General features: G+C 62.2%; 14 protein-coding genes. 2 read left to right on the plus strand and 12 right to left on the minus strand.

The annotated features are described in order from the left end of the window. Positions 1 to 993 (plus strand): 3-hydroxybutyryl-CoA dehydrogenase, encoded by a 993-nt coding sequence (locus tag JJE66_RS36955; protein ID WP_200520714.1) that lies wholly within the window; start codon positions 1 to 3, stop codon positions 991 to 993. Here JJE66_RS36955 and JJE66_RS36960 read toward each other — a convergent pair. The 6 genes from JJE66_RS36960 to JJE66_RS36985 all read right to left on the minus strand — a co-directional run bounded on the left by JJE66_RS36960 (position 990) and on the right by JJE66_RS36985 (position 7,342). Next, the gene (locus JJE66_RS36960) at positions 990 to 2,036 is read right to left on the minus strand and encodes a peptidase M29 (protein WP_200520715.1); all 1,047 of its coding nucleotides are present in this window, start codon (positions 2,034 to 2,036) and stop codon (positions 990 to 992) included. The genes JJE66_RS36955 and JJE66_RS36960 overlap by 4 nt on opposite strands. Before the next feature lie 37 nt (positions 2,037 to 2,073). Continuing rightward, the gene (locus tag JJE66_RS36965; RefSeq protein WP_200520716.1) at positions 2,074 to 2,838 is read right to left on the minus strand and encodes an ABC transporter permease; all 765 of its coding nucleotides are present in this window, start codon (positions 2,836 to 2,838) and stop codon (positions 2,074 to 2,076) included. Further along, complete coding sequence (locus JJE66_RS36970) at positions 2,838 to 3,623, minus strand: ABC transporter permease (RefSeq protein WP_200520717.1); 786 nt, start codon at positions 3,621 to 3,623, stop codon at positions 2,838 to 2,840. Before JJE66_RS36970 ends, JJE66_RS36965 begins: the two co-directional genes overlap by 1 nt. Next, positions 3,620 to 4,465 (minus strand): ABC transporter ATP-binding protein, encoded by an 846-nt coding sequence (locus tag JJE66_RS36975; protein WP_200520718.1) that lies wholly within the window; start codon positions 4,463 to 4,465, stop codon positions 3,620 to 3,622. The genes JJE66_RS36970 and JJE66_RS36975 overlap by 4 nt, the downstream gene beginning before the upstream one ends. Before the next feature lie 123 nt (positions 4,466 to 4,588). Beyond that, positions 4,589 to 6,283: a dihydroxy-acid dehydratase gene (gene ilvD, locus JJE66_RS36980; protein WP_200520719.1), complete on the minus strand. Its 1,695-nt coding sequence runs from the start codon at positions 6,281 to 6,283 to the stop codon at positions 4,589 to 4,591. Positions 6,284 to 6,358: 75 nt separating this feature from the next. Beyond that, complete coding sequence (locus JJE66_RS36985; RefSeq protein WP_200520720.1) at positions 6,359 to 7,342, minus strand: ABC transporter substrate-binding protein; 984 nt, start codon at positions 7,340 to 7,342, stop codon at positions 6,359 to 6,361. A gap of 177 nt (positions 7,343 to 7,519) precedes the next feature. On the opposite strand from JJE66_RS36985, the gene JJE66_RS36990 reads away from it, so the two are divergent. Continuing rightward, complete coding sequence (locus JJE66_RS36990) at positions 7,520 to 8,428, plus strand: NAD(P)-dependent oxidoreductase (protein WP_200520721.1); 909 nt, start codon at positions 7,520 to 7,522, stop codon at positions 8,426 to 8,428. 6 nt (positions 8,429 to 8,434) lie between these two features. Here the strand turns inward: JJE66_RS36990 and JJE66_RS36995 are convergent, their stop codons facing one another. The 6 genes from JJE66_RS36995 to JJE66_RS37020 all read right to left on the minus strand — a co-directional run bounded on the left by JJE66_RS36995 (position 8,435) and on the right by JJE66_RS37020 (position 12,847). Beyond that, the gene (locus tag JJE66_RS36995; RefSeq protein WP_200520722.1) at positions 8,435 to 8,998 is read right to left on the minus strand and encodes a flavin reductase family protein; all 564 of its coding nucleotides are present in this window, start codon (positions 8,996 to 8,998) and stop codon (positions 8,435 to 8,437) included. A gap of 9 nt (positions 8,999 to 9,007) precedes the next feature. Continuing rightward, the gene (locus tag JJE66_RS37000) at positions 9,008 to 10,237 is read right to left on the minus strand and encodes an acyl-CoA dehydrogenase family protein (RefSeq protein WP_200520723.1); all 1,230 of its coding nucleotides are present in this window, start codon (positions 10,235 to 10,237) and stop codon (positions 9,008 to 9,010) included. Between the two features lie 90 nt (positions 10,238 to 10,327). Next, positions 10,328 to 11,596: a CaiB/BaiF CoA-transferase family protein gene (locus JJE66_RS37005; protein WP_200520724.1), complete on the minus strand. Its 1,269-nt coding sequence runs from the start codon at positions 11,594 to 11,596 to the stop codon at positions 10,328 to 10,330. 218 nt (positions 11,597 to 11,814) lie between these two features. After that, positions 11,815 to 12,243, minus strand: a complete 429-nt coding sequence (locus JJE66_RS37010) for a GNAT family N-acetyltransferase (protein WP_200520725.1) — start codon at positions 12,241 to 12,243, stop codon at positions 11,815 to 11,817. 65 nt (positions 12,244 to 12,308) lie between these two features. Beyond that, a complete protein-coding gene (locus JJE66_RS37015; RefSeq protein WP_200520726.1) occupies positions 12,309 to 12,608 on the minus strand; it encodes a hypothetical protein in 300 nt (99 codons plus the stop codon). Continuing rightward, complete coding sequence (locus JJE66_RS37020; RefSeq protein ID WP_409362873.1) at positions 12,605 to 12,847, minus strand: hypothetical protein; 243 nt, start codon at positions 12,845 to 12,847, stop codon at positions 12,605 to 12,607. The genes JJE66_RS37015 and JJE66_RS37020 overlap by 4 nt, the downstream gene beginning before the upstream one ends. Positions 12,848 to 12,879 lie beyond the last annotated feature (32 nt).

Genomic DNA, 12,879 nt, shown 5'->3' on the forward strand with positions numbered 1-12,879 from the left:
ATGAGCCGTCGCGCCAACATTGCCTGTCTCGGCGCCGGTCGCATGGGTCGAGGCATCGCCGTCGCGTTCGCTTATGCGGGGCACACGGTGACGATGATCGACATCAAGGCCCGCTCGGCGGAGGACTTCGCCAGGCTGGAGGCGGACGCGCTTGGCGAGGTCAGGACGACCTTTGCCAGCCTGTCGAAGCTGGGGCTGCTCACCGAGAACGATGTTGATCCGCTCATCGCGCGGGTCTCGGTGGTACCCGCGCGTCAGAGCAGCATTGTGCTGGCTGGTGCCGGAATGGTTTTCGAGGGCGTTCCTGAGGTCGTTGAGCTTAAGCGTGAGGTGCTGGAGGCTGCTTCAAAACAGGTCGGCCCGGACACGATCATTGCGTCGACAACATCGACCATCCTCGTCGACGATCTCTCCGGAGTGATCGTGAACCCACACCGCTTCCTCAACGTGCACTGGCTCAATCCGGCCTATCTGATCCCGCTCGTGGAAGTATCGCCCGGCAAAGCCACCGATCCCGCCATCATCGACGAGGTCAAGGCGCTGCTCGAAGGCATCGGCAAGGTCCCGGTGGTCTGCGCTGCGACACCAGGCTTCATCGTCCCCCGCATCCAGGCGCTCGCGATGAATGAGGCCGCGCGCATGGTCGAGGAAGGCGTCGCCAGTGCCGAGGAGATCGACAAGGCGATTCGCTACGGATTCGGCTTCCGTTATGCCGTGCTCGGGCTGCTCGAGTTCATCGATTGGGGTGGCGGGGATATTCTGTACTACGCCAGCCGCTATCTCGAAAGCGCGCTCGGCAGCGACCGCTATCGGGCGCCAGACGTCGTTTCGCGCAACATGCACGAGGGCCGGATCGGCCTTCGCACAGGCGCGGGCTTCCTCGATTATTCAGAGATGGACGTCGATGCCTATCGCGCGAAGCGGCTTCAAGCCATGGTCGATCTGCTCCGGCACTTCGACCTAGCTCGCCCGCCGGTGCTTGACCCTCACTAGTCGAAGACGTCCTGAAGCACGCCTTCCCGGACCACCGCGACCCCATCGAGCTCGATGGTAGTTCCCATCATCGGCAGATCGAAATGTCCCGCGGTGTAACGGCCGGCGAATTCATTGGCACCGGTCGAGAACAGGAAGTTACCGGAGACGGCGCGAATTTCGGTACCGTTTGTGTCGCGCTGATCGTACATCGACAGCGCCTCGTAGCGTGCACCCGGGTTCATGCCGAAGCCGACATGCGAGACCGCATAAGCTTCCCGATCGCCCCAAGCGGCGAGATAGGCGCGCATCATCGCGGCATCCGTACCCTCGCCGTCCAACTCGACGACATAGTCGTCCTTCAAAATCATCTTCACCGGCGACGTCAGGTACCGCTTGAACGTGAGATTGATGTCGCCGGGCGCCATCACCAACGTGCCGTTGATCGTTCCGCTCTTGGGAAAGCTGACGACGATGCCGCCCGGCCAATGCGCCAGCGTGCCGGGCTTGTCGGTCCAGCCCCACACGCCGACCGTCGAGGCTCCGATCATGTCCACATCGAGTGCCGTGCCGGCCTTCGACGTAACCCGCATCCGCTTGGTCCCCCGCAGCATCTTTGCCGCCGCACGAACACGCTTCTCAAGCGCCGGATCCGGCACCATGCGCTCCAGCGCCTCGGGATGCTCATTGGAGATCACCAGGATGCGCGCGCCGGTCTTGAGAATTTCGGGTGTCTCGACCGCGTGCATCAGGCCCTCGATGGTGCAATCCACCACGAAGCCTGCCTGCTGAAGCGCGCTGATGACCGGACCAAGCCGCTGGATCGCTTCGCTGGCCCCCGTTGAGCGAACTGGAACGATATTCCGGTTGCGCGGCGTCGGCATGACCACGTGAAACGGCCTCGCTCCCATTCGCAGCAGGGCCAGCTCCGCCAGGTGCACGTTCAGCGCGCGCGACTGCGTCTCCGAGAGAATCGCCGCCGTGTCCCCGGCCTTGACCGCGCATCGCTCAAAAATTTCGCAAAACGCGTCGATCCATTTTGCCTCGATGCGATCAGCCAGCATGGTTCACTCCCGGTCTTCCGGTTTCTTGTTCGTCAGGTCACGCTTCGGGGAAGCCCCGCAAGAGGTACGATCGCACGGCGCCTAATAGACCGTTCAGGATCAACCCCAGCAGCGAGATCGTGATCAGCGGCACGAACATGTCGACGGCTTGGAACGTTCGGGCCGCTGTCACGAGCACGTGCCCCAATCCGTCCGTCGACGTGATCATCTCGGCCAGAAACACCACGATGCAGGAAATGACAAGCCCGATCCGGCAGCCGATCAGGATTGACGGCATCGCCGCCGGCAAGACCACCTTAAAGAGGATTTCATAGCGGGGCGTTCCCGCCGCCATCGCCGACCAGATCAGCTTCTGCTCGACTGTCGACGCCCCGTAATAGGTGGACAGCAAAATCGGGAAGAGTGCATCCGCCGCGACCAACGTGATCTTCGATCCGTGGCCAAAACCGAGCAGCAGCAGCAGGGCCGGATAGAGCGCGACTTTCGGCAATGGCGCCAACACCCGCACGATCGGCCGCACCACGGCATTGACCACGGGATTGGCTGCAGCCGCGATGCCGATACCTACGCCGAAGACGACCGCAATCGCGAAGCCAGCGAATAGCCGGATCAGGGTCGCCGCGATTTCCTGTTGAAACGTCCATGTCATGAGCTGCTGGAGTAGCCGGCTGAAGACGACTCCCGGCGGCGGCAGCAAAACCGTCGGCGCAAAGCCGAACGAGACTAGGCCCTGCCACAACGCGATGACCAGTGCGATTGGCGCAAGCCCAAAGATGACGTTTGCTGAGAGAGAACGTGACATCAAGAGAAGCTCAGCGGCATGTCGAATTGCGGTTCAGACCAGCGCACGAGCCTTGCGCGGACGCGCTCGAAAATCGCATCGAGGGAGATCCCCATCGCGCCGACGATGATGATCATCGCGTAGACCGTGTCGTATTGGCCCATGTCGAGCGCGTTGAACAGGATGTTCCCGGCCCCGGACTGCCGAGCGATCATCTCGCTGGTGATCATCGTGATCAGCGCAAGCACCAATCCCGTGCGGCACCCCGTCAAAATCTCCGGGAGTGCGGCAGGCAACACGATCCGGACGAGGCGCTGTATGGGCGAAAGCCCCATCGCCGCGCCTGACCAGAGCATCTTCTCCTCGACGGCCTTAGCACCCTCAAAGCTATGATAGATCACAGGCAAGCTCACGCCGAGGAAAATCACCAGCGTCTTCGTGATGTCGCCGACGCCGAGCCACAGCATGATGATCGGCATCAGGGCTGCCTTGGGCACCGGATAGATCACCATCAACAACGGGTTGAAGAAAGCCGCAACGGACCGGCTGCGGCCCATCAATAGGCCCAACGGAATCGAAATAACCACCGCTACAGCGAACCCAATCGCCATGCGGCGAAGCGAGGCCAGGATGTTGATCAACGATTCCTTGTCGCCAAGGATGTCCGGAATTGCCCGGATCGCCTCGACCGCAGTTGGAAAGCTGTCGCTCTTCAGTGCGAGCGATGCAACCTGCCACACCGCCAACAGTCCGATGCACGCCAGCACCGGGGCAATGCGTCTGGTCAAGGCCGCCGGCGAGATCATGACGATGATCCGCTCTCGTCGACCTCATCGAACATGCGTTCAATATCGACGACGTATTTTTGATAGCGCGGATCGAGCAAAAGCTCGTTGCGGCGCCGCGGCCGTGGCAGATCGATATCGATGGTTTCGCGAATGCGGCCGGGAGATTTCGACATCATCACGACCTTGTCCGAGAGGAACACAGCTTCGTCGACCGAATGGGTGACGAACAGCACTGTCTTGCGGTCACGCTCCCAGATATTCAGGAGGTCGTTTTGCAAACGTGTCCGGGTGTGTGCATCGAGCGCACCAAACGGTTCGTCCATCAACAGGACTTCGGGGTGATAGGCGAGCGTTCGGGCCAGCGCGACCCGCTGCTTCATGCCGCCCGACAGTTCCTTCGGATAGAAGTTCTCGTAGCCCTTGAGGCCGACCATTTCGATCAGAGCTAGGCTCTGTGCTTCAGCCTCTGCGGCTCGCACGCCCTGCTGGCGCGGCCCATAGATGACGTTGCCGAGCACCGTCTTCCAAGGGAACAACGCGAATTCCTGAAACACCGGTCCACGATCCGGCCCCGGGCCCGTAATCGCCTGTCCCTTCATCTTCGCCGCGCCGCTGGTTGGACTGACGAAGCCACCGACGATGTAAAGCAGCGTGGACTTGCCACAGCCGGACGGACCAAGGATGGAGACGAACGCCCCCTCCTCGATCGTCAAGGAGATGTCCGACAATGCCACATGATCCTTGCGCGCCGAGGTCTGGAAGACCTGCGAGACGCGGTCGATTTCGATGATCGCAGAAACCGGCTTTCGTGACGTCACCGGTCTCACCCATTCGCTCGATCTCGAAGGCACTACCTTCATCCCGTCTCTCGTTTCACGCAGGCGCGAACGTCACGCGACCGATCTGCTGAATGTCCTCCATCAGCGACACGAGCTTAGCAAGAAACTTGCCAGACGGGGCGTCATTTTCATACGCGCGATGACTCAGTCGAACCACGGCCACTCCGCCGGCCCCTGATGCGTGACTGCGCCACCAGGCGCCTGGCCAACCAGCCGCGCATATTTTGCCAGCGCACCCGCGCGATGACGCGGCGGGCGTTGCTTCCAATCATTTCGGCGTGCAACGAGCTCCTGCTCGTCGACCAGAAGGTCCATGCGGCGGCCAGCGGCATCAATCCGGATCTTGTCACCATCGTGGACAAGCGCCAGCGGACCGCCGACGAATGCTTCCGGCGACACATAGCCGATACACATTCCGCGGGTCGCGCCGGAGAACCGCCCGTCCGTGATCAGGGCCACCTTCTCGCCCATGCCCTGGCCGTAGATCAGCGCGGTGACGCCGAGCATCTCGCGCATGCCGGGGCCACCGACCGGCCCTTCGTTGCGGATCACCAAAACTTCGCCGGCCTTGTAGCTGCGGTCACGAACAGCCGCGACGCAAGCCTCCTCATCCTCGAAGACGCGCGCCACGCCTTCAAAAAACTGACTCTTCAAGCCCGCGACCTTGATGACGGCACCATCGGGGCAGAGATTGCCCTTCAGCACTGCAACACCGCCGTCGGGCATGATCGGCGCGCGGGCCGCGTAGACGACCTCGCCATCGGGCGCGTTTGCCGCGCCGTATTCTTCCGCGAGCGTACGCCCCGTGATGGTCAAGCAGCTGCCATCGACATACCCGCCCTGGATCAGCTCGCGGATCACAACGGCCGCGCCGCCGATATCGTAGACGTCTTTCGCCGTGTACTTGCCCCCGGGCCGCAAGTTTCCGATCAGCGGCGTCCTGGCAAAGACCTCGCCGACATCATCGATCGTGAACGCGATGCCGGCCTCGTTCGCAATTGCCGGAAGGTGCAGCGCGGCGTTGGTCGAGCCCCCCGTCGCGGCCACGATCGCCGCGCCGTTTTCCAGCGACTTTCGCGTCACGATGTCGCGCGGCAGCGGTCCGCCACGCTTCAGCATCTCCATAACGAGCCGCCCCGCGCGGCGCGACATCTGCGCGCGCTCGGCATAGACGCCGGGCACCATCGAGACGTTGGGGATGGTCAAGCCCATCGCCTCCGACACCATTCCCATGGTGTTCGCGGTGAACTGGCCTGCGCAGGCACCGATGGTCGGCAGGCACGCGCGCTCGATCCGCTCGAGCGTGGCAGCGTCGATCTCACCGGTCATGAAGCTGCCGACTGCTTCATAGGAGTCGAGCACGGTCAGCGTTCGGCTGTCGATACGGCCCGGGAGCGAGCTGCCGCCATAAATGAAGATAGACGGCATGTTGCAACGAACCATGCCCATCATGACGCCGGGAAGCGTCTTGTCGCATCCGCCATATCCGATCAGCGCGTCGTAAGCGAGGCCGTGAACGACGGCCTCGATGGAGTCGGCGATCAGCTCGCGCGAAAACAAAGAGAATTTCATTCCCTCATGATTCATGCTGATGCCATCGGACACGGAGATCGTTGAGAATTCGCGCGGCGTGCCGCCGGCCTCTTCGATCGCGGTCTTAGCCGCGGCCACCTGGAAATCGTGAGTCATGTTGCAGGGCGTCTGCTCGCCCTTCATGCTGACAATGCCCACCATCGGCTTGGCGATGGCCGCATCATCCAAACCCATAGCGCGCATGAAGGCCCGGTGCGGAGCCCGGTCGATACCGTCAGTCGTTATCCGTGATCGCAACTTCTTCATGCTTGCATCATCTTCATGCAATGTCCCGCACACAGCCGGGACATTGCGACCTCGTTGATCCAGCGAACAGCCAGCTTATTGCAGCGGCGCGACGATCGTCGGATGCTTGAACTGCGCGACATCCAGTTTGGGAAGCATTCCCGTATCCGCATAGATATCCAGCATCTTCTGGATCGCCGGGAAATTCGGTGCCGCCCCGGGATCGCGGCCAAAGTCGTTGTCCTTGAGCAGGTAACTCTCAAGAACCGGAATGGGCGCCTTCAGAACCTCATTGACCACCTTCAGCGTCTCTTCGCGGTTCGCCAGCGCCTTCTTCATGCCCGACGTGATATCGCGGACATAGGCCTTGACCAACTCCGGGTTCTTGTCGACGAAATCGGCACGGCAGGCTTCCAGGATATGCACGATGTTCGGCATGGCCTGCGACAAAGAGAACAGCTTTCGGGTGCCGCCCTTGGCCTCCGCTCGCGCCGCAAATGGCTGGTTCATGTTGACCGCATCGACACGGCCCTGGCGCAACGCGTCTTCCGAAACGGCAAAGCCGACTTCGACCAGCTTGATGTCCTTGGCCGGATCGACGCCATTCTGCTTCAGGAGCAGGTTGAACGGCCCCTGCGTACCGCCGCCGATCACGGAAATGCCGACCGTCTTACCCTTGAGATCGGCGATCGTTTTGATCGGGGAGTCGTCCATGACCGCCCAGTAGACCGAAAAGCCGCCGGGCTTTTCGAACACGTGCTGGGCCACGATGTAGGCCTTGAGATTGCCGCCGACCACGCCGTTGGCGAGCGACAGCGGTGCCTGCGTCGCGCAGTCGAGCGCGCCGGCCGCGAGCGCCTGCGTCATCGGCGCTGTACCTTGGAATTGGGTCCATTCGATATTGTAGGTCTTGCCGATATCGGGGAATTCGGCCGGCCTGCGCATCATCCAGTATTTGGATTCCTCGGCCGGGATGGTCCAGCCGACGCGGATTGTCTGCTGCGCCCATGAGGGGCTAGCCCCCGAAATCATGGTCGCCACAGCCCCCAGTGCCAGCATCCACTTCGAAACTGCCCGCATCGTGTCCACTCCGCTGCTCCGGCGTCGACCGACGCCACCCAACCCGACCGGCCCAAATGTTTCATGGTTCAAACACTCAGGCAAGCCATGCAAGCCGGCCCAGTTTCGCTGCGGGAGGTGTTGTGTATGTTGCGCAGCGGCCGCGCGACGCTGCGCCGCGACAGAAGGAGGCAACCTATGGCTGACGCGAGCAAGTCAAACCCGCAACCCGTCGAGAGGCTCGGCTATCTCGGCCTCGGCCTGATGGGGACGCCGATGACCCTGCGCCTGCTCAAGGCTGGCTATCACGTCAGCGTCTGGAACCGTTCGGAGGGCAAGGTAGCTCCGCTTGTCGAGGCCGGCGCCAAGCATATGGGCACGCCTCGTGACCTATTGGCGAATTCCGACATCGTGTTCATGTGCGTGACGGATGCCGCTGCCGTCGAAGAGGTCATCTTCGGGCCGGAGGGTCTTGCGGCGGCCCCCGGCGCTGGCAAGCTCGTGGTCGATTTCTCGTCGATCCATCCAAAGGCCGCGCGTGAGCTGGCCGGGAGATTGAAAGCTGCGAACGGCGCCAGCTGGATCGATGCACCGGCGTCCGGGGGCACCAAGGGTGCCGAAGAAGGTACGCTCGCCATCATGGCCGGCGGTGCAGCCGATGATATCGAGAGGGCGCGGCCTTACGTGCTGGCCATGGCGCGCAGATTCACCCACATGGGCCCTACCGGCGCTGGCCAGACTACAAAGCTCTGCAATCAGGTCATCGTCGGATGCGCAATGGCCGTCCTTGCGGAGGCAACGCGCCTTGCCTCGAATGCTGGAATTGACGCAAGCCGACTGCCCGAGGCGCTCGCCGGCGGCTTTGCGGATTCGATCCCGCTTCAGCTGTTCGTGCCTCGGATGGTCCAGGGCATTCACTCTCCGCCGCTCGGGCACATCGCGACGATGCTCAAGGACCTCGACACGGTTGCCGACGTTGCCCAGGCGACGTCGACGCCGGTGCCGATGGCGACCCTCGCGGGACAGATCTTCAGGCTTGCCAAGGCTGCACGCGGCGCAAACGCGGATGCTTTGGAAATCTACAAACTCTCGGCTATTGACCGTTGAATCGGCTTACGACGACTTCTTGCGCTCGTCGTCGGCCAGAAACCGGCCGTACGTCCCCCGCGCAAACAGCAGCGGCTCGTTTGCGTTGTAGGCATAGGCCTCGACCGCACCGAGAAAGATCACGTGATCGCCGCCATAGTAGCGATTGACGGATCGGCACTGAAAATTGGCCACGCTCTCGGCAAGCACCGGTGCGTTGGCGAGGCCCGGCGTCCAGTCCACGCCAGCGAACTTGTCCTCGGACGACTTTGCAAATTTGTTTGCAAGTGCCTGCTGCGATGTGCCCAGCACGTGGACAGTAAAGTGGCTGGCGCTCTGAAACACGGTCAGGCTCGAGGAGTACACTCCGAGGCTCCAGAGGATCAGGGGAGGATTCAAGGAGACCGATGCGAACGAGTTGCAGGTGATACCATACGGCTTCCCATCAGCGGCCATCGCTGTGATGATCGTTACGCCCGTTCCGTACGCGCCGAGCGCGTTGCGAAAATCACGCGGGTCAATCCGCGAGCTGTCGCTCGCGAATTCGTCGGCTGGATCGGGAGCGGCCGGCTGCTTTGGCTGATCATTCATCGGCCGGCCTCACAAGGTGAGATTCTCGGACGGCAGCCCGAGTGCCACGCGTCCATAGTTGGTTCCGGCCGCATCGAAATTGAATGCGAGGTGCGAATTGATCGCATGCGCATCGCGGAATTGCCTCTGCAACACCCCCGTCGTGAACAGGCCGCGTGCTCCGCTCGCCGAAAACAGCATCGAGACGGCATCTGTGCACAGATTGACCGAGAACGCCCCGTCGCGCCGATATCTGGTCTTGGTCGCCATGTCGGGACCGTGGTTGCGTCGCGCGTGCTCCATCGCCTCGATACAGGCCGAGCGCATGATGAGGCGTGCAGCATCGATCTTGGCGGATGCCTCCGCGATCTTGATTTGCGTACTTTGAAAATCGCTCAGCTTGGCGCGGTTGTACGTCGATATGCGGTGACGCGCGACCTCGGTATAGTCGTCCAGGCATGCCTGCGCGTTCCCTAGCGCAACACCGGAGAGAACATAAGGAAACAGCGAGAACACAGGCAGCGCATACAGCGGATTGGGATTCACCTTGCTTCCGGGCGTTGCGCCTCCCGCAAGATCGCCCACGGCGACCGTCATATGCTCGGCCACGAAGGCATCCCTGACCTCGACATCCGACGACCCGGTGCCGCGCAGTCCGGCGACATTCCAGGTATCGAGGATCTTGTAGTCGGCCTTGGGCAGCAGGAAGATACGGTATTCGATACCGTCAGCCTCGTCCTCGGACGAAACGACGCTTGCGAGCATGTTCCACGCACAGGAGCCGACTCCCGATGAGAAGGGCCAGCTTCCGTGCAGCCGATATCCGCCCTCGACTTTCCTGGCGCGACCGGCGGGGAAGATGAACGACGACGCGATCAGCACGTCCGGGTCTCGGCCCCAGACCAGATCCTGCGCACTGTGCTCGAACATGCCGAGCATCCAGTGGTGGCTCGCCAGATTGGCGAAATTCCAGGCCACCGATGCGTCGGCCCGTCCGAGCAATTCAGCGCAATCGATCAGGGCGACGTAATCGAGCTCGGCGCCACCGATCCGTTTCGGCTGAAGCATGCGGAACAGGCCGGCATCGTGCAGGTCCCGCTCGGTCTCGGGTGGCAGGTGCCGTAGTTCCTCAGTGCGAGCCGCGCGTTCCCGCAGCTGAGGCACGAGCGACCGGACCCTTGCAATCATCGTCGCATAGGCTCGATCGCCGGAGTCTATCCCCGCCGGCTGCCCCATGCTCGGCTCTTGACCACGCGCCATTCAGGTCCCTCGCTTCCACACATTTATGCGGCGGGAGCCTCGCCAAATCAAGCCAATGCAACGACGCGGCTTGCGATCGTGGCACGCTCTTCAGACCGCGTCCGTGCCCTTGCGCGGCCCAAAGGCTCCCTTCTCGGCCAACGCCGCGATCCGACGCTCATCGTAACCAAGCGTCTCACGCATGATGCCCTCGGTATGCTCGCCCAACAACGGCGCGGCTACGGGATCAACTGCCCCGGTCAGGCCCATCGTGATCGGTGGCTCGATGTTCGGCACCCACTGCGCCGTGCGATGCGGGATCCGGCTCAGGCGCGCGCGTTCGCGCGCTTCGGGCGCATTGAATCCCTCCTCCACGGTCCGGAGATAGCCGACAGGGATATTGGCCAGCTTCATCTTCGCCATCCAGTTCTCGAGGCTGTCGGTTGCAAACACCTCCGCGATGGCCGCACGCAGGAGCTCCTTGTTCTCTGAGCGGGCCTTCCGCGTGGCGAAGCGCGGCTCGGTGATGAGATCCGGGCGGTTCAGCACCTCGACCACCAGCCGTCGGTACAACCGATCATTGGCGCAAGCCATGTAGAGCGGGCCATCGGATGCCTCGTAAACACCGACGGTCGGAGACCCGCTCGGCGAATTGCCGAACCGGCCGGGATTCTCGCCGTTGATCAGATAAGCCATGCCGTAGAAGCCCGTCATCCCCATGGCGACGTCGAACAGGGCGACCTCGACGTGCTGCCCGCGGCCGAGCCGATCCCGCGCCAACAGCGCCAGCAGGATGGCATTGCAGGCAGACATCCCAGTTGCCATGTCGACAATCGGCGGACCGGTCCGAACCGCCGGACCATCGGCAAACCCGTTGAGCGACATGAAGCCGCTCTCCGCCTGCGTGATGGGGTCGAAGCCGGGGCGCGAGGCAAACGGCCCGGTGCGTCCGTAAGCGGAGATCGAGCAATAGACCAGCCGCGGATTGAGCGGCGCGACTGCTTCGTAGTCGAGGCCGAACTTCTTCATGACCCCGCTGGAAAAATTCTCCACGACCACGTCCGCTTGGCGGATCAGATCCCGCGCGATCTCACGCGCCTCCGGCACGGCAAGATCGAGCGCGATGCCGCTTTTGTTACGGTTCAGGCTGAGATAGGCAGCGCTTTCGCCGCCGATCTCGGCATGTTCATAGGCGCGCGTGTCGTCGCCACCATCGGGGTTTTCGATCTTGATGACGCGGGCGCCGAAATCGGCGAGCGTCTGTGTGCAGGCCGGACCCGCGACCACGCGCGTGAAATCAACCACCAGCAGACCATCAAGTGCGGTAGGAGCTCCCGCCGCCCGCGACGAACGTTCCGGCAATTGAGGCTTGGTGGACATCCTCAGGCTCCCTTACAACGGCTTGTGCTCGCCGAATTTCCTGCAAGCGAACTTAAAGCCCGACGAGGCCGACTTCGCAAGGGCTTCAGCCACAACGCTTCAATACGCAAAAAGGACCCGGCAGCGGTGAAGCTGCCGGGTCCTCGGACATTGCAGGTGAACAAAACCGCGCCCCTTTACGTTGCGAAAGCCACGTTCCGCACCGCGGGACACACAGCTCAGCGAAGCGACCTTCGCCAATAGAGGGTATGCGACCAGGCCCAGGGCACCTTGGGTTCATAGAGCCGATAGCCTGCCTGGATGAAATTATTGGCAGACACCGGATTATCGGTGGTATCGGAGACGATGCCGTCCCATCCGATGCGCCGCCCCCGCGCTTCGATCGCTCGCATCAGCCTGAGCTGAAGTCCCCTCCCCCAATGCCGCTGCAAGACCCCGACCCTGGAGAAGTAGCCGCAATTGCGTGCGTAGGTGGACGCAACAACACCCGCGAAGGCGACCGCATCGTTACCCTGATAGGCGAGCCACCACGCACCGAGGTCGAACTGCGGCATCGCCGCCGCATCGAAGAACGTCAACCGATGCAGATCAGCCAGGGTGTCGGCAACGTCATCATCAGACGTATCGACGATACGAATTCTGTACATGGGATTGCTCGTTTGGAGCGGAATGACCTTGCGGATTGTGCGGCGACGTCACCGCCGGGAGAAACTCACTTGCCCAGCACGACCTTCACGCCGAGCCAGACGGCGCCCATCAGGCCGGTGGCAATCACCGTAATCACGGCCTTGAAGGTGTAGCTCTGCGCCTGTTCCACGCTTTTTCGCCACCGCCGCAGATGCTGGAAATCCGCCCGAACCTCCCTCCGGTCATCGTCTTCGATTCCGAAGGAAGCCAGCACCGATGCCACGGCCTTCAGCACGATCGCGTCGATGCTGTCTTGCTGGAGTTTGTGCTGCTCGGCCAGCGTCTCGGCCACGATCGCTTTGATTTCGTCATCTGGTATCTTCACCGCTTGATGATCCTTGCGACATTCTCAAAGCCGCGCTTGGCGAAGTAGAAGGAGACGACGAGATTGGCGGTGATTGCCGCAAACCCCGCCAGCGGATCGGTTGATCCAAAGCCAAGGACCTTGTCCCAGACCAGGAGCTTGACGGCTGTTCGGGTATGGCTGCGTGCGATCGACCGGATCTCGGTCAGCGTTCGCGCCTTCGACGCCCTCTTGGCGACAGGCCGGTAGACGTCCGCCATCTTCGGCTCGTATTCAAGACCATCGCTCATGC

This window comes from Bradyrhizobium diazoefficiens, assembly GCF_016612535.1.
In the GTDB taxonomy this organism is placed as follows: Bacteria; Pseudomonadota; Alphaproteobacteria; order Rhizobiales; family Xanthobacteraceae; genus Bradyrhizobium; species Bradyrhizobium diazoefficiens_C.

What these genes read in the sequence shown, in the direction of transcription:
- JJE66_RS37020 (WP_409362873.1), bottom strand. Translation starts at nt 12,847, where the DNA reads ATGGCGGACGTCTACCGGCCTGTCGCCAAGAGGGCGTCGAAGGCGCGA.
- JJE66_RS36960 (WP_200520715.1), bottom strand. Translation starts at nt 2,036, where the DNA reads ATGCTGGCTGATCGCATCGAGGCAAAATGGATCGACGCGTTTTGCGAA.
- ilvD (WP_200520719.1), bottom strand. Translation starts at nt 6,283, where the DNA reads ATGAAGAAGTTGCGATCACGGATAACGACTGACGGTATCGACCGGGCT.
- JJE66_RS37000 (WP_200520723.1), bottom strand. Translation starts at nt 10,237, where the DNA reads ATGGCGCGTGGTCAAGAGCCGAGCATGGGGCAGCCGGCGGGGATAGAC.
- JJE66_RS36965 (WP_200520716.1), bottom strand. Translation starts at nt 2,838, where the DNA reads ATGTCACGTTCTCTCTCAGCAAACGTCATCTTTGGGCTTGCGCCAATC.
- JJE66_RS36970 (WP_200520717.1), bottom strand. Translation starts at nt 3,623, where the DNA reads ATGATCTCGCCGGCGGCCTTGACCAGACGCATTGCCCCGGTGCTGGCG.
- JJE66_RS37005 (WP_200520724.1), bottom strand. Translation starts at nt 11,596, where the DNA reads ATGTCCACCAAGCCTCAATTGCCGGAACGTTCGTCGCGGGCGGCGGGA.
- JJE66_RS36955 (WP_200520714.1), top strand. Translation starts at nt 1, where the DNA reads ATGAGCCGTCGCGCCAACATTGCCTGTCTCGGCGCCGGTCGCATGGGT.
- JJE66_RS36985 (WP_200520720.1), bottom strand. Translation starts at nt 7,342, where the DNA reads ATGCGGGCAGTTTCGAAGTGGATGCTGGCACTGGGGGCTGTGGCGACC.
- JJE66_RS36995 (WP_200520722.1), bottom strand. Translation starts at nt 8,998, where the DNA reads ATGAATGATCAGCCAAAGCAGCCGGCCGCTCCCGATCCAGCCGACGAA.
- JJE66_RS37010 (WP_200520725.1), bottom strand. Translation starts at nt 12,243, where the DNA reads ATGTACAGAATTCGTATCGTCGATACGTCTGATGATGACGTTGCCGAC.
- JJE66_RS36975 (WP_200520718.1), bottom strand. Translation starts at nt 4,465, where the DNA reads ATGAAGGTAGTGCCTTCGAGATCGAGCGAATGGGTGAGACCGGTGACG.
- JJE66_RS36990 (WP_200520721.1), top strand. Translation starts at nt 7,520, where the DNA reads ATGGCTGACGCGAGCAAGTCAAACCCGCAACCCGTCGAGAGGCTCGGC.